This is a genomic window from Collinsella sp. AF15-51, from assembly GCF_003462845.1.
Classification (GTDB): domain Bacteria; phylum Actinomycetota; class Coriobacteriia; order Coriobacteriales; family Coriobacteriaceae; genus Collinsella.
Genome location: NZ_QRYG01000021.1, coordinates 1 through 20,188 on the forward strand (window position 1 = coordinate 1; position 20,188 = coordinate 20,188).

Here is a 20,188-nt window from a genome sequence, read left to right on the forward strand (position 1 = left end):
CGGCACCGAGCCGTCATCGAACTTAGAAGGGGGGAGGCCTCGCGGCCTCCCCCCTTTTTTGCGTTAACGGGTTTTGTCTCACATAGTAGCTGTGTTTTATAACCCTCGTTTGTCGCATCTTCTGTGAACGGGCTACAATAACTTAGTCTGTGCGATATGGAGGTGAACATGGCTGAAGCAGGTATCGGCGTTGATATCGTCGAGATTTCCCGCATGAAATCAATTCTTGAAAAGACGCCGTCGTTTGCTTGGCGTGTGTTTACCGAAGAAGAGCGTGCGTATTGTGATGCATCATCGCGTCCCGCTGCTCACTATGCCAGCCGCTTTGCTTCGCGCGAGGCGGTACTTAAAGCTCTCGGCACGGGTTTTAGTCAAGGCGTTGGTCGCAAGGATGTTTCGGTTACGCGTGATAAACTCGGCAAACCGAAGGCGCTGCTTTCGGGCCGTGCTCTCGAGATCGCTCAAGAACTGGGTGTTGTCGAGGTCGCTCTTTCCATTACGCTTACGGGAGACTTGGCCGTTGCGAATGCCATCGCGATTACCGAAGATGCTCGGCCTAAGCCAAAAGAGGAAAAGGTGAGTACCAAGAAACGCGTTGCGCAGACATTTAAAGAGGCTCGCTCTGTTTTAGATGAGCTTGAACAGCTGCAGAATTCAGCATTGACGGAGCACCTGGGCGATGCTTCGCAAGATACGCTAGGAGCATAGATGAAACCGGTTTTGAGTACCGAAGAAGTCGTTCGTCTCGAGGATATCATCGAACGCGAAGGGACTTCGAAGGCCGAGCTTATGGAGCTAGCGGGTGAGTTTGCCGCCAACGAGGTCTTGAAGCTCAATCCCGATCGGGTTCTCGTTCTGGTCGGTTTTGGTAATAATGGCGGCGACGGTTGGGTTGCCGCCGATATCCTGAGCCACAAGGGTGTGGACGTGGATATCGTTTCTCCGGTTGAGCCGGATGAGATTCCTGCTGCTCTGGCACGTCATGTTGCTCGTCGTACTGCCGGCCGCGATGTGCACGTTTGCGTCGGTCCCTCGCGTGACGAACTCGAGGTTTTGATCGATAAGGCCGATGTTGTTGTCGATGCCATTTTTGGTACCGGTTTCCACGGGAATCTGCGTGCGCCGTTCTCCATTTGGATTCCTACGGTCAATGAATGCGCCGATTGTGTCGTATCCATTGATGTCCCCTCGGGCCTGAATGCCGAGACGGGCGTTGTTGATGACGACTGCATTCGTGCCGAGCGCACGGTGACGATGATTGCGCCCAAGATTGGTCTGTATAGCGCTGATGGTCCTGAGTATGCCGGCGATTTGATCTGCGGCAATCTTTACGACCGTCTTGACGAGGTCATCGATGATGTCGACCACGCCGCCGAGATTGTCGAGCCCGGTGACTTAGTTGATTACTTTGCTCCGCTACCATCGAATATCGATAAGTATTCCCGTGGCTCCGTGCTTATTGTCGCCGGATCAGCGCAATATCCTGGTGCTGCCATTATGGCGGCCAAGTCTGCAGCTCGCGCGGGTGCTGGTTACGTGGCAGTCGCGGCTCCTGACGCCTGCGCCAATCTCATTCGCATGGCACTTCCTTCGATTCCGGTCTTTGCTATTCCGTCTGATTCCCGCGGCTCCTTTGGCGCCGCTGCGCGCATGACGGTGTGCGAGATCGCAAAGAAGTACAGCTGCGTGCTGTGCGGTCCCGGTATGACGACGTCTGCCGGCGCTATGCAGGTGGTTTCGGGCTTGCTCGAGCTTGATGTACCGCTAATTTTGGACGCCGATGCACTCAACTGCCTTGCTAAGATTGCCATTGACGGTATTGATAGTAACCCCGAGATGTATCGTCGCGAGCAGCCGTTGGTTATGACACCGCACTATCGTGAGCTTTCGCGTCTGGTTGCCGGTGACGAGGTGAACGACCTTGGTACCGCGATTGCGGCCGCGCAGAAGGTTGTCTGGGCTGCAGGCTCCGACAATCTGGTGGTCATTGCCAAGGGGCCGACGACGGCTATCTGTGGCGTTGAGCGTGTGCTGCTGCCGCTCTCGGGTCCGGCTTCTCTGGCAACCGCCGGTTCGGGTGATGTTCTCGCGGGTATTTTGGCCGGCACGCTTGCCACCATGCGCGACGAGATGGATCGTTGGGAGTTGCTGTATTCGTACGCCGTCGCACTTCACAGCTACGCCGGTTTTGCCGCGGCGACGGATTATGGTGAGAAGAGCGTCATCGCGACCGATCTTATCGACTTGATCGGTCCTGCCATGGAGCTGGCGGCAAAGGATGCGCTCGAAGATCTGGGAATCATGGACGAAGGGTCGGATGACTAATCATGAATAAAGCCGATTTGACGCGCTGGTCCTGGGTCGAGATCGACCGCGGGGCGCTCCGTCGCAACACGAGGGCCTATAAGAACTTGCTGAATCCGCGTCAGCGCCTGTGCTGCGTGGTCAAGGCCGATGCTTATGGTCATGGAGCTGTTGAGTGCGCCAAGATCATGTATTCGGCCGGTGCCGACATGTTTGCCGTGGCGACGGTTAACGAGGGCGTTGAGCTCCGACAGGGCGGGATTACGAAACCCGTCCTCATCCTAAGCGAGCCGCCTATCGAGGCTATTCCGACGTTGCTCGAGTTTGATATCATGCCCTCGGTCTATACGTCTGACTTTGCTCTTGCGTATGGCGAATGTGCCGTCGCGGCGGGCAAGGTGGGCAAGTATCATCTCGCCATCGAGACGGGCATGAATCGTATCGGTGTTCACTACACGCAGGTGCTCGACTTTGTCCGCGGTATTAATTTCCATCGCGGTATTCAGTGCGACGGCGTATTTACGCACTTCGCCACGGCCGATGAACCTTCGGGCTGGGACTACAAACTGCAGTGTCAGCGCTTTACTGAGGCCGTTCAGGCCATTAAGGATGCGGGCTTTGAGTGCGGTATCGTGCACTGCGCCAACACGCCGTCCTCGATGCTCGACCCCTCGATGCATTTTGATATGATTCGCGCCGGCGTCGGCTTGTATGGCATGCAGCCGTGCGAGCTGAGTGGCCGCGTGATGCAGCTTGATCCCGTTATGAGCGTCCATGCGCGCGTGACGCGCGTGGCACACCCTGCGATGGGCGAGGGCGTGGGCTACGGTTTTACCTACCGCGTACCGCGTACGCGCGTTCAGATCTGCACGCTGCCGATCGGTTATGCCGATGGCCTATCGCGTACGCTTTCCAATCGTATGGATGTGCTGTATCGCGGCGAGCGCGTGCATCAGGTTGGCAATATCTGCATGGACCAGTTTATGGTCGCCATTCAGTCCAACCCGGCACACGAGATTCCCGAGGCCGAGTATGGTGACGAGATGATCATTGTCGGCCGCGATGGCGACGCCGAGATCACTATGGACGAGATGGCCCGACTGCGCGGAACGATTAACTACGAGGTCGCCTGCGGCTTTGGCATGCGTCTCGACAAGGTCTACGTGTAGGAGCCGCTATGGGCGTCATGCACATCCCCGGCCATACCCATCAGGCACCACGTGAGGTCGCACTCGAGGAAATTGAGGCCGTTCTGGGCGATTGTCACCTCTGCCAGCTCTACCAGTCGCGTCACAATATCGTGTTTGGCGTGGGAAACCCCCGCGCTCGCGTGATGTTTATTGGCGAGGCGCCGGGCCGCAATGAGGATTTGCAGGGCGAGCCCTTTGTGGGGGCGGCAGGCGAGGACCTCAACGGCATTTTGTCGCTGGCGGGGCTCAAACGCGAAGACGTCTACATTGCCAACGTGCTTAAGTGCCGCCCGCCGGGAAACCGCAATCCGCGCCCCGAGGAAGTGCTGGCTTGCTCGCCGTTTTTGCGTGAGCAGATTCGAAGCATCTGGCCCGATATTATTGTGACGCTCGGCAACCCCGCGACGCACTTTGTGCTTAAGACCGAGATTGGCATTACTAAGCTGCGCGGCAGGTTCCACCAGATGGGGCATTTTGTAGTAATGCCCACTTTCCATCCGGCAGCAGCGCTACGCAATCCGGCATGGCAGGAGCTGCTGGAGGAAGACTTTAAGATGCTGGGCGACTATCTGGAGCGACATCCCGCACCAGAGGACGCCTCGGAATAATAAGGAGCATATATGTCCCTGGAGCGCCTGGGGGTAGGTACTTACAAAACGACTTGCGCTGCCGATACGGAGTACTTTGGCGAGCTAATTGCACCGTGCCTTGAGGACGGCGATGTGCTCATCCTGACCGGTGGCCTGGGAGTGGGCAAAACTCACTTTACCAAGGGCGTCTCGCGCGGGCTGGGCGATGGGCATATGGTTACGAGCCCTACGTTCGCCCTCATGGCCGTTCACGATCAAGGTCGTATTCCGCTGTTTCACTTTGATCTATACCGCCTGGAGCATGCCTACGAGCTCGAGGATACGGGCATTTTCGATGTGCTGGGCTATGAGGGTGCTTGCCTGCTGGAATGGGGCGAACAATTCCAGGACGAGCTGACGGATGAGTATCTTTCGGTGACGCTCAGGCGTGATGAGGGCGACAGCGACGTGCGAACGATAACGCTTGAGGCGCACGGTGACCGCGCAATGGAACTTTCCCATTTGATTGATAAGGCTGTACAAGATGAGCTTGCATAACGACAACGCGCTGGTGGTGGCGCTCGATACCTCGACTGACATGCTTGCCTGCGCGGCAAGCTGGATTGATGGGCAGACGGGTGAGACGAAGCTCGTGAGTGGCGACCACATGTGTCGCCGTCACGCCAACGTTGAGCTCGTGAATACCGTTGATGGCGTGCTGGCTCAAGCCGGTCTGGATCGCAGCGATGTTGGTTGCTATGTGGTCGGCCGCGGCCCGGGGTCCTTTACGGGTGTGCGCATCGGCATCTCCACTGCCAAGGGCCTCGCGCGTGGTGCCAATGTTCCGCTGCTGGGCGTGTCGACGCTCGACGCTTGCGCTTGGACGGCGTGGAAGGCTGGCGTGCGCGGCAAGCTTGGTATCTTGGCCAATGCTATGCGCGGTGAGGTATATCCGGCGCTGTATATGCTGGTCGATGAGGGTCCCGAGCGTCAATTTGAGCGCGAACACGTGGTCAAGGCCGCCGTGGCGCTCGATGAGTGGCGCCAAGCAGCGGACTGGGGCCAGGTTCAGCTGACCGGTGACGGTCTCGTGCGCTATGGCAAGCTGCTGGGTGAGGACGAGGCCGCCCGTTGCGTGGAGCGCGACCTGTGGTGGCCTTCGGGCGAGGGCTTGCTGCTCGCGCACGCTGCGGGTGACGGCGATCCGGCCCGCGTCCTGCCGATTTACACGCGCCTTTCGGATGCCGAGGAAAACGAGCGCAAGCGTCTTGGTCTTGCCGAGAGTGCGCAGAGCGAAATTACGGGTGTTGCCGATGAGCTCGCCGGTCGTCATCTGCAGTTCCGTCCCATGGGCGCGGCGGATGCCGAGGGCGCGAGCGCGCTGGAGGCTGCCTGCTTTGAAGGTGCCGGACACGAGGCATGGACGCCGGGCATGTTCCTGTCCGAACTGGGCGAGGACGTCGCTGCGCCGCGTAGTTGGTGGGTGGCACACGACGACGGCAAGCTGCTGGGCCTTGCCGGCGGTATGGTCGTGGACGGTGATGTGCAGATTCTGGATGTCGCCGTCGACCCGGCACATCGCCGTGAGGGCATTGCCCGCAAGCTGCTGTCGCACGTGAGCTATGATGCCCAGATGCTCGGCTGCACTACGGCTTCGCTCGAGGTCGAGGACGGTAACGAGGGAGCGACCGCGCTTTATAACGCTCTGGGCTTTACCGAGGCTGGCCGTCGCCGCGGCTATTATGGTGCCGGCAAGGACGCCATCGTCATGACGGCTCCGCTGCCCCTGGTGCTTCCGGTCGACAATGCTTCGCCCGAGCCGACGGCGGCAGAGCAGCGCGTATGGCCGCTGCCTGCGCCTGGGCGCTCCGAGGGGGAGCGTGCCGAAATTGAGCGCCGCCGCCTAGTGCTCGCTATCGAGAGCTCCTGCGACGAGACGGCCGTGGCGATTATCGATGCGGATGGCAATATGCTGGCCAACCAGGTGTCGACACAGATTGATTTTCACGCCCGCTTTGGCGGCGTGGTGCCCGAGATCGCCTCGCGCAAACACGTTGAGGTGATTGTGAGTGTCGTGGATGCGGCGCTCGAGGATGCCGCAGCATCGCTTGGTCTTGAGGGTGGAGCCATCGCGCCGAGCGAACTCGCCGCTGTTGGCGTGACGCAGGGTCCGGGCCTGGTGGGTGCTCTGGTAGTGGGCGTCGCCTTCGCCAAGGGCTTTGCCTATGCCGCCGGCAAGCCGCTCGTGTGCGTCAACCATCTGGAGGGCCATCTGTTCGCCAACCTGCTGGCGCAGCCCGATCTCAGGCCGCCGTTTATCTTCACGCTCGTCTCGGGCGGTCATACCATGCTCGTGCACGTGAAGGCATGGGGCGACTACGAGGTACTTGGTGAGACACTCGACGATGCTGTGGGCGAGGCCTTCGACAAGGTAGCCAAGGCGTTGGGTCTGGGCTATCCCGGTGGCCCCATCATCTCCAAGCTGGCCGAGACGGGCAACCCCCGCGCGATCGATTTTCCTCGCGCGCTTAACAGCAGGGGAGACTATCGTTTCTCGCTTTCGGGTCTTAAAACGGCCGTGACGCTCTACATCGAGCAGGAGACCAAGGCCGGGCGCACGATTCACCTGCCCGATCTGGCGGCTTCGTTTGAGGCAGCCGTCTTTGACGTTCAGTACAAGAAGGCCAAAAACGCCCTGCATGCCACCGGATGCAAGGAATACTGCATCGGCGGCGGCGTCTCGGCTAATCCGCATCTGCGCGAGATGATGATCAAGAAGCTTGGGCGTCAGGGGATCCGCGTAACGGTGCCACCGCTTTCGGCGTGCACCGACAACGCCGCCATGATCGCAGAGGTTGCCCGCCGTAAATTCGACCGAGGCGAAATCTCGCCGTTCGACGTCGATGCCGATCCGAACATGACGCTGTAGTCATACGGGTGCGGTCCCCGACCGGAGGGGCCGGATATAAGGTTTCCTGCTCTACAGTCCTGCGCAAGACGAAGGCCACATTAAGTGGCCTTCTTTGCGTGCGGAACTCGCGATAAACCTTATATCCGGCCCCTCCGGTCGGGGACCTTTCTGTATCGATATGGCTTCTGGGCTGGTTTGGCGTCGACAACGTCTGGCAAGGTTAGCCAGCTGCGTTGACTTTCCGGCGTGCTTTAGCTGAAAGAAAAAGATGGTGTGCGGAGCTTTGCTCCGCATTTGAGATGGGAGCTCCCGCGGCTCCCGAGGGGCATCTCTCATGCAAAAACTTTTGTCGGGTAAAGTCCGAGGTCAGTGGCGTTTTATACCGAGAAATTCAAAAAAGTTGAAAATTCATTACATATTTGCGTTGACTTTAGGTAACTAAAGTTTCATACTCCTTTTCAACCACTGGGGGATGTGAACACGCACGGATCGTTCGCATCATGATTGAAGAGGATTTCTTAGACATGTTCACGCATCAGCTAAACATTATCAGCGTAGTAATTATCTGATGCGGGTTAGCACATACAGCTAGCCCGTACGATAACGGGCGGCTGATGAAGATGAGGGCCGTCGAGCGCAACCGACGGCCCTCATTTTTTATGTCTAGGAAGTTCTTTTTAGAGGAGGAAATGTAATGAACGGAGTTTTGCTCATGGTTGTGGCCGCGGCGGTGCTCGCCTGCGGCTATCTGGGCTACGGCCGCTGGCTGGCCAACAAGTGGGGCGTTGACAAAGAGGCCCTCACGCCGGCCAAGCGCATGAAGGACGGCAAGAGCTTCTCGCCCGTCTCCGCCTTTACCGCGTTCTCGCACCAGTTCAGCTCGATCTGCGGTGCTGGCCCTGTCACGGGTACGATCGTCGCCATGGCCTTTGGCTGGCTGCCCGTCGTGCTCTGGGTCCTCGTCGGCGGCATCTTCTTTGGCGCCGTCCACGACTTTGGTGCTCTGTACGCTTCGATGAAGAACAACGGCAAGTCGCTCGCTCAGCTCATCGAGAAGTACATCGGCAAGACCGGCCGTCGCCTGTTCCTGCTGTTCTGCTGGCTGTTCTGCATCATCGTCATCGCCGCCTTCACCGACATGGTCTGCAAGACGTTCATGTTCACCCCGGCCGTTGACGCTTCTGGTGCTGCTACCGGTGCCATCGACTTCACCAAGTCCTATGCCGCCGGCTGCGCTGGTACCATCTCCATCCTGTTCACCTTCGTCGCTATCGCCTTTGGTTGGGCCCAGAAGAAGTTCAACCTCACCGGTGCTACCGAGTTCGTCACCGGCGTGGTCCTCATGGTTCTCATGTTTGCCGTCGGTATGCAGTTCCCGGTCTACCTGGACAAGTTCCAGTGGTTCGCCGTTGTCATGGTCTACCTGGTCTTTGCTGGCGCCATGCCCATCCAGATGCTCAAGACCCCTCGCGACTACCTCACTTCCATCATGATGATCGTCATGATCGCCTGCGCTGTCCTCGGTATCGTCGTCCTGGGTGTTAACGGCCAGGCCACCATCACCGCTCCGGCCTTTACCGGCTTCTCCAGCGCTTCTGGCATGATGTTCCCGGTCCTGTTTGTTTCCGTTGCCTGCGGTGCCCTCTCCGGCTTCCACAGCCTCGTTTCTTCTGGTACCTCCTCCAAGCAGGTCGAGAAGGAGCAGGACGCCGTCAAGGTCGGTTATGGCGCCATGATCGTCGAGTCCTTCGTCGGCATCCTTGCCATCATCGTCGCCGGCATCATGTTCTCCGACATGAACACCGCCGGTACCGGCGCCCTCAACGCCGGCGTCGCTTCCACCCCGTTCCAGATCTTCGCCGCTGGCATCTCCCGCGGTATGCAGGCCTTCGGTGTTGACGGCACGCTCGCTACCGTCTTCATGACCATGAACGTTTCCGCTCTGGCCCTGACCTCGCTCGATGCCGTCGCCCGCATCGCCCGCACCTCGTTCTCCGAGTTCTTTGCCCAGACCAACGACGCCCTGGCCATCGAGTCCAAGGCCGGCTACATGAAGGTTCTCGGCAACCCCTGGTTCGCCACGGTCGTCACCCTGCTTCCCGGTCTCGCCCTCGCCTTTGGCGGCTATGCCAACATCTGGCCGCTCTTTGGTGCTTCCAACCAGCTGCTCGGCGGCATGACCATGATCACCCTCGCCGTGTTCTGCAAGTGCACCGGCCGCAAGGGCTGGATGCTCTACGTGCCCGTCGCCTTCCTGCTCTGCTGCACCTTCACCTCGCTGGTCCAGAGCGCCATGGGCTGCATGACCGCTGTCCAGGCTTACGGCTTCTTCGGCACCATCCCGGCTACCGCCACCACGGCCGCCGTCTCCGTCGCCGCCACCAAGGGCTTGCAGCTCGTTTTCGCCGTCCTGCTGATGGTCCTGGGCCTCATCGTCGCCGTCAACTGCCTCAAGGAGTTCTTCGGCAAGGAGGCCGGCTCCATGCCCGACGAGGAGCCCGAGTGGTCCGAGATGGGCAAGGCCGAGTACGGTCGCGCCGCTGCCGCTGAAGTTCCTGCCGACGCCGAGGCCGCCAAGGCCTAGTCGGTCGGACGGGTTGAATCTCCCATCTATTTGACTCGGAAAGACCGGGTCCGCAATCAAGCGGACCCGGTCTTTTTTCTTGTGAGAACAGGTGGTGCAAGGGCGTTCTCGCAGATGTTTTGCGTGGATAGGCTCGTGCGTTGTACCATATGGACGTATATGTGTGCATATGAAAGGGGCCCCGTGGCCAAGACGGTATATTCCGATAATCAAAACAATGTCGATGCTCTGGCTGAGCGTCTGAGCAGCCAGACATCGCTTTCTGCCGAGCGCGCCAAGCTGGTTGCCTACGACCTGCTCTGCCGCAAGGCACTCAAGATTAAGTCGAGCGCGCTGGCGCAGATTTTCCGCTCCGTCGATAAGGAATGCGACACCAAGGCGATGCGCGATGAGCTTATCGCGGCAAATATCGTGACCAAGATCGAGGGCAGCGGCATTAACGGGCGCCCGGCGTTCTATACCATCAATGTCGAGATCCGCGATACCCAGGAGCAGCCTGCCGAGTCCGTCGAAGATTTTGTCGTCGAGGATTCCGCTGACGTGCCTGCTGTGGAAGAAGCTGCTCCGCGTGAGCATGTCGATACCGATGAGTTGCTCGATGAGAACGTCGTGCGTGCCTTTACGGCCAAGGCAGGACGCGGCGGTTTTGGCGGGGGTGGCAAGCGCGATGCGCAGCGCCGCGCCCAGCAGGAGCGCTTCCGTCGTGCCGTTGCTCAAAAGGGTGAGACGGATGCCGAGGCTGTTGAGAACGAGGTTGCTGCCGAGTCGCAGAGGCCCGCGAAGGAGCAAAAGCCCGTGGAGGCCCAGGAGTCCCAGCGTCGCCGTGGTGCCCACTTTAAGGCTGCGCAGCAGGATGTCGCGCATGAGGTTGAAGAGCCTTCCGAGGCTGCAGACGATGTTGAGGAGTCTGCCAAGAAGGCTCCGGGTTCATGCCGTCCCGGGCGTGGTTTTGCGAGGCGCGCGTATCCCGTAAGGCGTCAGGAGAAGGGCGAGCCGGCTTCGACCGCTCAGGCCGAGAAGGCCGAACAAACCGAGAAAACCGTTGAGCCGGCGGCTCGCGAGCAGCAACCTTCCGAGTCGCAGCCTGCGGCTGACACTGAGGTCAAAGCTCAACAGACCGCTGATAAGCAGGCGGGGGAGAGCGCCTCAGGCAAGCCCCGCCGTCGTCGTCACCGCGGCGGTCGTGGCTCAAATGCCGAGGCCGCGGCCGAGAAGACAGCGACACAAAACGGAGATGAGAAGGCCGAGACTCCGGTGGATCAGGTCAAGCGCCAGCCGGCGAAGGAGGCCAAGTCCGATCGTCCGCAAAAGCGCTCGTCTGCGCCCAAGCAGGAACGTAATACCCGGGCAGATTCCAAGCGTAAGCCTCATGCACAGGCTGAGCCTGCCGCGGCTGATAGTGCTACCCAGCAGCCCGAGTCGGCCGTCCACGGCGAGGTATCGGCGTTTGCCCTTGCCCGCGTTTTGGGCAGGCAGCTGCTCAAAGTTGTCCCTACGCCTACGGCGCTCTCTAAGATCAAGGAGCAGCAGACTCAAATTGTTAAGGTCGAGGGCAAGGACGGCAAAAAGGCGCCGCAGCGCACTCAGCACAACGAGATGTCCAACCGCAAGATTGCCGAGGAAATCGCAATCATCCAGGCTTGGATCGAGCAAAACCGAGGTGCCGATACGCCGGTTGCCTCGCGCCGCCAGCGTGCCTACCAGATTTTTAACGACGAGAAGGCTTTTGACGGCAAGCACGGTGAGCGCCTGATAAGGCGCATGACCGAAAAGGGCATCAGCATGCAGGCGATCAAGGTCGCCCCCAACCGCCCCGTGCACTTTACGGGTTTCTTTACGCTGGGCGCCGATAAGCCGTTCATTATGGTCGAGAACCTGGACACCTATGACGAGATCGTCAGGCTGCTGCGTGGCCGCAAGCACGCCAAGCTCTTTGGCATCAAGGTGGGCGGCGTGATTTTTGGCGGCGGATGCAAGGCGAGCGTCTCGCATGCCCTGGACGATTATCTGGCTGAGATCGGCTATCGCTTTAACTACGTCTACTACGTGGGCGATATCGACCGCGAGGGCGCGCGCATCGTCGAGCAGGCTCGCAATGCCAATGTGGTTGAGATTCGTCTGCATGCCGGCATGTACCGCGCCATGCTCGCCGAGCATAAGCGTCGCGTGAAGGCCGGCGGCGAGTGCGAGCCCGCGGCTGCCAACCAGGGCGTGCCGCAGAACTTGGCGGCGACGATCAAGGATCTGCCCATGGTCACGCGCGTGCAGTTCCGCAATGTGCTACGCGAGGGCGGGCGCATTCCGCAGGAGATCCTGATGACCGCCGACTATCGGGATGGCGACTCGGGAAGCTTCGACCGCATGCTGAACAACTAAATTCCGCCGGCCCCGGGAGAGCGGGGACACCGGCTTAGGTTTCCTGCTCTACAGTCCTGCTCACGACGGAGGCCACATTAAGTGGCCTCCTGTTCGTGCGGAACTCGCGATAAACCTAAGCCGGTGTCCCCGCTCTCCCGGGGCCTGTCGTGGCTTGGCCGTTGCATGCGGCTCGTTTTTCGGAACGGGGCTGACGGACACGTTCCGAAATCTACCACCGTCGCTGTGCAGGGTGTCTATAAAGAGCCGTGGCCAAAAAACATCAAATATGAGTACTGATACTCTTTTAGTAGCAGTAATTTTGACCACATTTAAGGTGATTTGACGTGTCGATCGAGCAGATAAGCTGCCGTATCTCCTCAAGTGTTCATTAAAGGAAGACCTTGATGCGAATAAATCTCATTAAGATCTTCTTTTATTAACGAAAATAATGTAGCTACAACGGTAACAGTACTCATATTTGCCGTTTTTTGGCCACAGTCCTTCGGAGGGTCCTCGAAAATAGTCCCGAGCCGGCACTTGGGGACGTTCCTATAATGCCGGCACTTAGGAGCGTCCCCAAGTGCCGGCACCGCGTCTGCCTGCGGCGGCCGCGCCCCGCTGCGTCGCTCCGCATCCTTGCGGGTTCGGATTCCTCCGCTTGGCGGCGTTGGCTCGATTTGCTTGACGTGAGGGGCTCTTGGCTGGTGTGGGACGGAGGGATTCCGCGTCTGCCTGGTCGGCGGCCGCGCCCCGCTGCGTCGCTTCGCTCCTTGCGTGCTGCGCTGGAAAACGCTTCGCGTTTCCTCAGCTCCGCACCCTTGCGGGTTCGAATTCCTCCGCTTGCCCACAAGAAAGCGCCCTGGGCCGTTATGGGCTTAGGGCGCTCAGTTTTAATGGCTGGGACGGAGGGATTCGAACCCCCAACAGCCGGCACCAAAAACCGGAGTTCTACCGTTGAACTACGTCCCAATGTGTGGTGTTGCCCAAAAGCAACTCGTCTAGTTTACCTAATCTGCGAGGGCATCGCAAACGCCGTCGAGTAGGCGTACGGCGAGCGTCTGCGCGTCGCTGGCCGTGAAGGTGCCGTTGTAGCGCGTCATGCCCGTGAGCTCAATGCGAATGCGAGCCGGCTTCTGCTGCGCGGCGACATTGGCGGTGCGGATGCGCTGGGCCAGGTTGTGGCACTCGGCGAGGGCAATCGTGGCGCGTGGCGCGGCGTCGGCGGGCAGCTCGTCGCTTGCGATCTCGAGCACCAGGTCAACGTCGGTTGGGACCTCGGAGTCGCAGAGCATCATGCCGCTGTTGTCGGTCGTTGCCGTGGCGATGTTCCACATGCGCGAAGCAACGCTGCGTGCGATGGGGTCCTCACCGATAACGGCGATCTGGAAGCGCTCGAGCACGTTGGCGGCGCGAGCAAAACCGATGCGGGACTCGGCTTCGGTGACCGAGGGCTTGCCCTCCCACACATGGTGCAGGCGGTTGATGTAGGCGTAGGTGTCTTGGAAGGCCATGCCGTCGGCAAACAGGCCGACATTTTCCTGGAACTGCTGCAGGGCGGCCTCGGTATGCGGACCAAAGTAGCCGTCGTCTTCGCCACAGGCAAAGCCCAAAACGTTGAGAGCGCGCTGCAGGGCCTGCACATCGGCGCCATGGAAATTGGGCATGCGCAGATACAGAGTGCGGTCGCCCAGCTTATACGAGGCGTCGACCAGGGCGCTCCAACAGGGGATATCGACGGCATGACCGGCAGCAAGGCCGCTGTCGAGCCTGAAGGTGCTGACGGCCTGCTCGGTGGTGGTGCCAAAGCGCTTGTCGGCGACCTCGTCGGCATCGATGGTGTAACCGAGCTGCAGAAGGCGGGACTGAACATCCTCGACGGCTGCTCCCTGCATGCCCGTGGTAATAGGTTCCATGAACGAACCCCTTTCGGCGTACGATTCGTACTATTTTGAGCGCGTGTCGGATAGACAACGCGAGACAATGCATAAACATGCACTCAACAGTGTAGCAACTTGTACCCAAACGCGCTGCCCACAGGTTTTGTGACCCCCGCTAGTTGAGGCGCTCCACAAAGAAATCTGCCATGGAGAGGAAGAGCTCGCGCGCATGCGGGTCGAGCTCGACGCCTTCGATAGCGGCCTTGGCCTTGGCGGTCAGGTCGAGCGCATAGTTGTGGGCGAAATCGACAGAGCCGATCTGCTGGAAGATTTCCACGGCGCGCGCGAGCTGCGCGGGGTCCTCGGTGCCCGAGGAAAGGATTGCCTCGACCTCGTCGTGATGGCGCTCATCAGACAGGGCGTGCACGGCAACGAGCGTGCGTTTACCCTCGGTGATGTCGGTGCGGAAGTCCTTGTTGGCGGCCTCTTTGGTGCCGACCAAGTTGAGCAGGTCGTCCTGAATCTGAAAGGCAAGGCCGGTGTGCAGGCCAAAGGCGCGTAGCGCCTCGACCTGCTCTTCGCTGCCGCCGCCGATAATGGCTCCGGCGGCAAGCGGCGTGGCTCCACTGTAATACGCGGTCTTGTGCGTCGCCATGTCCAGGTAGTCATCAACCGAGATATCAAAGCGCTCGTCACGGACCCAACCCAGGTCAAGTGCTTGACCCTCGATGGTGCGGACGATCATCTCGGTAAGCTCGTGGAGCACACGCAGCTTCACGTCGGACTCGAGCGTGGGATCGTCGAGAACCGTCTTGGTGACCATGGTGAGCGCCAGGTCACCGCAGTTGATGGCAAGACCGGTGCCCTCGGTAAGGTGCATGCAGGGCTTGCCGCGACGAATCTGCCCGTTGTCGGCGATGTCGTCGTGGATGAGTGCGCCCGACTGAAAGTGCTCGATGGCCGCCGCTGCGCTGCGGGCGCTCTCAAAGCTGCCGCCTACCGCAGTGGCGGCGAGCATGCAGATGAGCGGGCGGTGGCGCTTGCCAGCGTTTGCCGTAAATGCCGAGAGCGGGGTATACAGGTAGCGCTCGATATCGGCGGAAGTCGCCTGTCCGTCAAAGAACGTGGCCAGATAGTCGTTAATCTGGTCAAAGTGCTGGGCTAAAAAGCTGGTAAACGGACTGGACACGGGTTCTCGCATTCTTTGATAGGTTGCATCGTTGCATTATGCAGACAACATATTGCCACATTAGGGCGTCGAGCGCGGCGGTTGAAGACGATTGGTCCATGCGGCCGCAAGTGCGGTAGGGGCTTGGCTAGATAAGCCCAAAGTGTTCGAGCGCGGTGACGACGCCGTCGTGGTCGATGCTGTCGGTGACATAGTCGGCCTTTTCCTTGAGGAAGTCCGGTGCGTTGCCCATGGCGATGCCAACGTCGACGGCGTTCATCAGCGAGACGTCATTGCTGGCGTCGCCGATGCCGTATACGGTTCCGTGGTGGGGATCGAGGGCGTCGAGTACGGACTGGATACCCTCGCGCTTGGTGCATTCGCGAGGCGAAATCTCGGTCACTTCGAGCTCGAGCTCGTTAAAGCAGAGCAGCGGCTCAAACGCTTGATCCTGAGCGATGCGGTTGGCAAGCGACGTGGACATTAAGATCTTGTAGGCGCTGTAATGTTGCAGCTGCGTAATTGCATCGCCCACGGTGCGGGCGTATCCCGGGGCGTCGGGCGCATCGGCACTCATGCGAACGACGCCATTGAGTCCCTCAAAACGAATCACTTCGTCCGATTGCTCAAGAATGGGAGCAAGGCGCTGCAGCATGCCGGGCGTCATCGCCAAATCGCGAATCACGTGTCCCTCAAGTTCGACATAGCCACCCGCGAGGCAGACGATGCCGGTCCAGGGCAGCTCGAGCAGCTTTGGATGGATGCAGCTCAGCGTGCGCCCTGTGCAGATAAACGCCATATTGCCCTTGGCGACAAAATCACGGATGGCTTGCGAGACCGCTTCATTGGGATAGGGGGAGAGGTCTCGCTCGCTCTCGGGAAGTTCTTGTGCCACTCGAGGGTCTTGCCAGGCGAGTGTTCCGTCGATATCGAAGAAGCAGATATCGCCGCGCTTATGGGCTGCGCTGGCGGCAGGGGAGGCCGAGGTGGTGGGCACAAATCCCGGCTCGAGGCCCATGATCTGGTCAAAATGCTCTTTAACGCGGGGAACGGAGATGCCAATAATCACCTGGGCGGTCTTGCCCGTAATGATGAGGCCCTTGGCGCCCACCGCGACAAACGACGCATTATCTGCAACGATGGAAGGGTCTGCGACCTCGACGCGCAGGCGCGTGGCGCAGTTGGTTGCGCCCACGATATTGCCAACGCCACCTAAAAGCTGAATTACCCGCTCGGCGAGGACGTGATCTTGATCGGATTGAATACCGACCTCGCCATTGGGAGATTGCTCTTTGGCAAAGCCGCTTCCCGTTAAACGATCGATTGCCGCGCGATTGGAGACATGATCCTCGCGGCCCGGCGTCTTAAGGTCATAGACCAAGATGAGTGCTCGAAAACTAACAAAAAAGATGAGGCTAAAGGCAAGACCGATACCGAGCGCCAAAAGGTAGGAGCCGGCATGCATTCGCATGAGTGGGATGAAGTTGAAGGCCGTCATTTCCATGAGACCGCCCGAGAAGATGCCGACGATGCCAAAGAAGTTCATGGTCATGGCAAGGCAGGAGGACAGGACGGCGTAGAGCAAAAAGAGTCCGGGATAGGTGAACATAAAGAGAAACTCGAGCGGCTCGGTGACGCCGCAGACCACCGAGGCGACGATGGCGGGCAAAAGGATGACCTTAAGGCCGGCGCGGCGTTCGGGTTTGGCGGTGAAATAGAATGCTGCCGCGATGGCGGGAAGGCCAAAGAGCTTGCCCCAGCCGGTGGCGGTAAAACCTGCCCAGGGCGCAAGTTCATTTAAAGGGCGCGTGCTATGGGAGAGAATGGGGAGCAGGTTGGTCCACGTGGCGTAAATACCGTCGTGAATGACCAGATTGTCGTAATAGATGGGCATATAGAGCAGATGGTGCAGCCCCATGGGCTCGAGCGCTCGCTCCAAAAACACAAAGATGCCCACGCCGAAGGGGCCGACGCCCGCAAGTGCGTGGCGCAGCGTTTCGGTCACAGCGTATGCGAAAGGCACGATGGCGGCCGAGATGGCGGCAAGGGCAAACACGGCAAAAAAGCTGATGAGGTAGACCAGCGAGGAACCCGAGAAGGTGCCGAGCCAATCGGGAACCTTGGCATCGTAGAAGCGGTCATGGATCGCGACGACGGTTGCCGACACCGCCAGCGGGCCGATAATGCCGGTGTCGAGCGTCTTGATGCCGTCGATGACGGTGATGCCGCTAGCGGAGGTCAAAAACGACGGGTACTTAAGCCCAAGGTTGTCTCCGCTCAGCTTAATGATCTCGCTCAAAAAGAAACAGTAGGCAAAATAGGCTACGAGCGCCTCGAGGCAGCAGCGTGCCGGTTGCTTTTGGGCAAGGCCGATAGGCAGCGCTACGGCAAAAAGGAGTGGAAGGCGCTTAAAGACCGTCCACGAGCCGCGCTGAATGATAGTCCAGAAAACGTACCAGGGGGTTCCGTATACGGCGAGGTCGCCGACGATATCCACGGTCGTTGCGAGGGCGGAGATGCCGACCATGAGGCCTGATATAGAAAACAGCATGGCGGGCGCGAACATGGCTCCGCCAAAACGTTGGATTTTCTGCAGCATAATATGCCTTTCGGATGCAACATGCTGTGCGAGCGAGAACGTTTAAACAATGAACTCATTGTAGAGGACTGGCTGCTTGCCGCATTGACGGTTTTGATTCGGTCCGATTTGGGTTTCGGGGGAACCGTCGACGGTAAATAATCCGTGCTTTACCGATAATCGGTTTAAACAACTTTAAGAAATGCTATCGTGCCTAGCCATACATATTCATTAGAGGTGAAATCATGCCAAAAGCGATTTACGAAGGAATCTACCGCGAGATCCGTTCGCGCATCACCAACGGGACCTATGCGTTTCAGGAGATGCTGCCAACCGAAGCCGAGCTGACCGCGGAGTTTGGCTGCACGCGCAATACCGTTCGACGCGCCTTGAGCATGCTGGCCGACCAGATGTTTGTGCAGCCTATACACGGTAAGGGCGTGCGCGTTATTTGGCTTAAGGGCGAAACCGACATGCTGGGCGCACTCGAAGAGGTTGAGTCGTTTGGCGAGTTCGCAAAACGCAACAATGCCGTCGCATCGACCGAGGTCAAGTCTTTTGAACATTTGATTTGCACTGAGCAACTCTCACGTCGCCTGGGCTTTAAGGTGGGCGAGGAGCTGATTCGCGTAGTGCGTGTCCGAAGCCTCAACGGCAGCGCGCGCCAAGTGGACCATGGCTACTTTTTGGCGTCGATCGCCAAGGGCCTGACCCCCGAGATCGCGGCGGATTCTATCTACGGCTATCTGGAGCACAAGCGCGGCGTCAAAGTGATGGCGAGCCGTCGTACGGTGAGTGTCGAGCTCGCCAACGATGAAGACTGCAGCTATCTGGACCTCGGCAAGTACAACTGCGTCGCCGTTATGGAGAGCCAGTCGTACACCTCGGACGGCATCTTGTTCGAGGTCACGCATGCCCGCACACACCCCGAGATCTTCCATTACCGCGTCAATTCCAAGCGATAGCCGGCTAGCTCGCAGCCTGACGAGACTCATGCCCTCAAAGCGAAAACGCCCGGTCAAACCGACGATGCATCGGCTTGATCGGGCGTTTTCTCTGCATTCGATAACAAATAATTGTTTATACAAAACTTGTCAAGTATCAAGTCGAAATTACCGTTCACCGAAGTTTTTCTACCGCTCTAGTAATACTTGTTCAAACAACTAGCCAAATAGCGTATTGTACAAGTCAGCAAAAGGGGCAAAGTCCCCGAGCCAATCTCCGAAGGCGGCGGCAAAGGGTGCCGCCACGGTGTGAAAGGGTGGATTGTAATGAAGAACGAAATGAGCAGAAGGCAGTTCCTGGGCTTTGCTGGTTCCGCGGCTGCGGTTCTTGGTCTGGGCCTCGTGGGCTGCGGTGGTTCTGCCGGCTCTGGCTCCTCTGCTTCTGGTGACGCTGCCGAGGTCTACTTCCTCCAGTTCAAGCCCGAGGTCGACAAGGAGTGGAAGGAGATCGCCAAGGCGTACAAGAAGGAGAAGGGCGTCGAGGTCAAGATCGTGACCGCCGCCTCCAACACCTACGAGGAGAAGCTCAAGTCCGAGATGTCCAAGAGCTCCGCTCCGACGCTGTTCCAGGTCAACGGCCCCACCGGCCTTAAGAACTGGAAGGACTACTGCGCCGATCTTTCCGACACCAAGCTCCGCGGCGAGCTCATCGACGACTCCCTGGCGCTGCAGTCCGACGGCAAGGATCTGGGTATCGACTGGGTTCAGGAGAGCTACGGCATCATTTACAACAAGGAGCTCCTCGAGAAGGCCGGCTACAAGGCCGAGGACATCAACTCCTTCGACAAGCTGAAGGCTTGCGCCGATGACATCCAGGCCCGCAAGGACGAGCTCGGCGTTGACGGTGCCTTCACTTCCGCCGGTATGGATGACTCCTCCAGCTGGCGCTACACCACGCACCTCGCCAACCTCCCGCTCTACTACGAGTTCGAGAAGGAGCACAATCAGGAGGACGACGAGATCAAGGGCGAGTATCTCGACAACTTTAAGCAGATCTTCGACCTGTACATCACCGACTCCACCTGCGATCCTTCGCAGCTCGCCTCCAAGACCGGTGACGACGCCACCAACGAGTTCGCAACCGGCAAGGCCGTCTTCTATCAGAACGGCTCTTGGGCCTACGCCGACCTCACCAAGGCCGGTATGACCGACGACCAGCTCGGCATGCTGCCGATCTACATCGGCGTCGACGGCGAGGAGAACCAGGGCCTGTGCTCCGGCGGCGAGAACTACTGGTGCGTCAGCTCCCAGGCTTCCGAGGATGCCCAGAAGGCCACCGAGGACTTCATGTATTGGTGCGTCACTTCTGACACCGCCACCAGCATCATCGCTGACAAGATGGGTCTGACCGCCCCGTTCAAGAGCGCTAAGGAGACCACCAACGTCTTCTCTCAGCAGGCCGTTGCTATGGCCAAGGACGGCAAGAAGACCGTCGCTTGGGACTTCGTTTACATCCCCTCCGAGGAGTGGAAGAAGAACCTCAAGCAGGCTCTCATCGCTTATGCTGCCGACAACACCAAGTGGGACGGCGTCAAGAACGCCTTCGTCGATGGCTGGAAGACCGAGAAGGCTGCTTCCGAGTAAGCAGTTGCTGCCCAAGCTATCTGATTAGCGACAGGGGGCGGGCAGACGTAGGTTTGCCCGC

The 20,188-nt window shown here is 59.2% G+C and carries 13 protein-coding genes and 1 tRNA gene; 10 read left to right on the top strand and 4 right to left on the bottom strand.

Translation table 11 applies throughout. From position 1 onward, the window contains the following. Positions 1-168: 168 nt before the first annotated feature. From acpS to DWW51_RS08955, 8 genes are all read left to right on the top strand, one after another. A complete protein-coding gene (acpS, locus tag DWW51_RS08920) occupies positions 169-708 on the top strand; it encodes a holo-ACP synthase (protein WP_117774249.1) in 540 nt (179 codons plus the stop codon). Further along, positions 709-2,325, top strand: coding sequence for an NAD(P)H-hydrate dehydratase (locus tag DWW51_RS08925; protein WP_117774250.1), 1,617 nt, complete (start codon positions 709-711; stop codon positions 2,323-2,325). A gap of 2 nt (positions 2,326-2,327) precedes the next feature. Continuing rightward, positions 2,328-3,473, top strand: coding sequence for an alanine racemase (alr, locus tag DWW51_RS08930; RefSeq protein WP_117774251.1), 1,146 nt, complete (start codon positions 2,328-2,330; stop codon positions 3,471-3,473). Between the two features lie 8 nt (positions 3,474-3,481). After that, a complete protein-coding gene (locus tag DWW51_RS08935) occupies positions 3,482-4,102 on the top strand; it encodes a uracil-DNA glycosylase (RefSeq protein WP_006235848.1) in 621 nt (206 codons plus the stop codon). A gap of 12 nt (positions 4,103-4,114) precedes the next feature. Further along, the gene (gene tsaE / locus DWW51_RS08940; RefSeq protein ID WP_089573670.1) at positions 4,115-4,621 is read left to right on the top strand and encodes a tRNA (adenosine(37)-N6)-threonylcarbamoyltransferase complex ATPase subunit type 1 TsaE; all 507 of its coding nucleotides are present in this window, start codon (positions 4,115-4,117) and stop codon (positions 4,619-4,621) included. Then, positions 4,608-6,992 carry a tRNA (adenosine(37)-N6)-threonylcarbamoyltransferase complex transferase subunit TsaD gene (gene tsaD, locus DWW51_RS08945; RefSeq protein WP_117774252.1) on the top strand — a complete coding sequence of 795 codons (2,385 nt, stop codon included), beginning with the start codon at positions 4,608-4,610 and terminating at the stop codon, positions 6,990-6,992. The genes tsaE and tsaD overlap by 14 nt, the downstream gene beginning before the upstream one ends. A 676-nt stretch (positions 6,993-7,668) precedes the next feature. Then, positions 7,669-9,558 carry a carbon starvation protein A gene (locus DWW51_RS08950; RefSeq protein WP_117774253.1) on the top strand — a complete coding sequence of 630 codons (1,890 nt, stop codon included), beginning with the start codon at positions 7,669-7,671 and terminating at the stop codon, positions 9,556-9,558. A gap of 183 nt (positions 9,559-9,741) precedes the next feature. Next, on the top strand, positions 9,742-11,934 hold the full coding sequence (locus DWW51_RS08955; protein WP_164473337.1) for a hypothetical protein: 2,193 nt from the start codon (positions 9,742-9,744) through the stop codon (positions 11,932-11,934). An 876-nt stretch (positions 11,935-12,810) separates the two neighbouring features. Here the strand turns inward: DWW51_RS08955 and DWW51_RS08960 are convergent. From DWW51_RS08960 to DWW51_RS08975, 4 genes are all read right to left on the bottom strand, one after another. Further along, positions 12,811-12,885, bottom strand: a tRNA-Gln gene (locus DWW51_RS08960). Positions 12,886-12,923: 38 nt separating this feature from the next. Beyond that, positions 12,924-13,829, bottom strand: coding sequence for a peptidoglycan-binding protein (locus tag DWW51_RS08965; protein ID WP_197032236.1), 906 nt, complete (start codon positions 13,827-13,829; stop codon positions 12,924-12,926). Between the two features lie 139 nt (positions 13,830-13,968). Further along, positions 13,969-14,982 carry a polyprenyl synthetase family protein gene (locus DWW51_RS08970; protein WP_117774255.1) on the bottom strand — a complete coding sequence of 338 codons (1,014 nt, stop codon included), beginning with the start codon at positions 14,980-14,982 and terminating at the stop codon, positions 13,969-13,971. A 127-nt stretch (positions 14,983-15,109) separates the two neighbouring features. Next, on the bottom strand, positions 15,110-17,560 hold the full coding sequence (locus DWW51_RS08975; RefSeq protein ID WP_117774256.1) for a PTS transporter subunit EIIC: 2,451 nt from the start codon (positions 17,558-17,560) through the stop codon (positions 15,110-15,112). A 224-nt stretch (positions 17,561-17,784) separates the two neighbouring features. Between DWW51_RS08975 and DWW51_RS08980 the strand changes: the two genes are divergently transcribed. Beyond that, complete coding sequence (locus DWW51_RS08980; RefSeq protein ID WP_117774257.1) at positions 17,785-18,504, top strand: GntR family transcriptional regulator; 720 nt, start codon at positions 17,785-17,787, stop codon at positions 18,502-18,504. A 306-nt stretch (positions 18,505-18,810) separates the two neighbouring features. Next, positions 18,811-20,127 carry an ABC transporter substrate-binding protein gene (locus DWW51_RS08985; RefSeq protein WP_055252173.1) on the top strand — a complete coding sequence of 439 codons (1,317 nt, stop codon included), beginning with the start codon at positions 18,811-18,813 and terminating at the stop codon, positions 20,125-20,127. Positions 20,128-20,188: the final 61 nt, after the last annotated feature.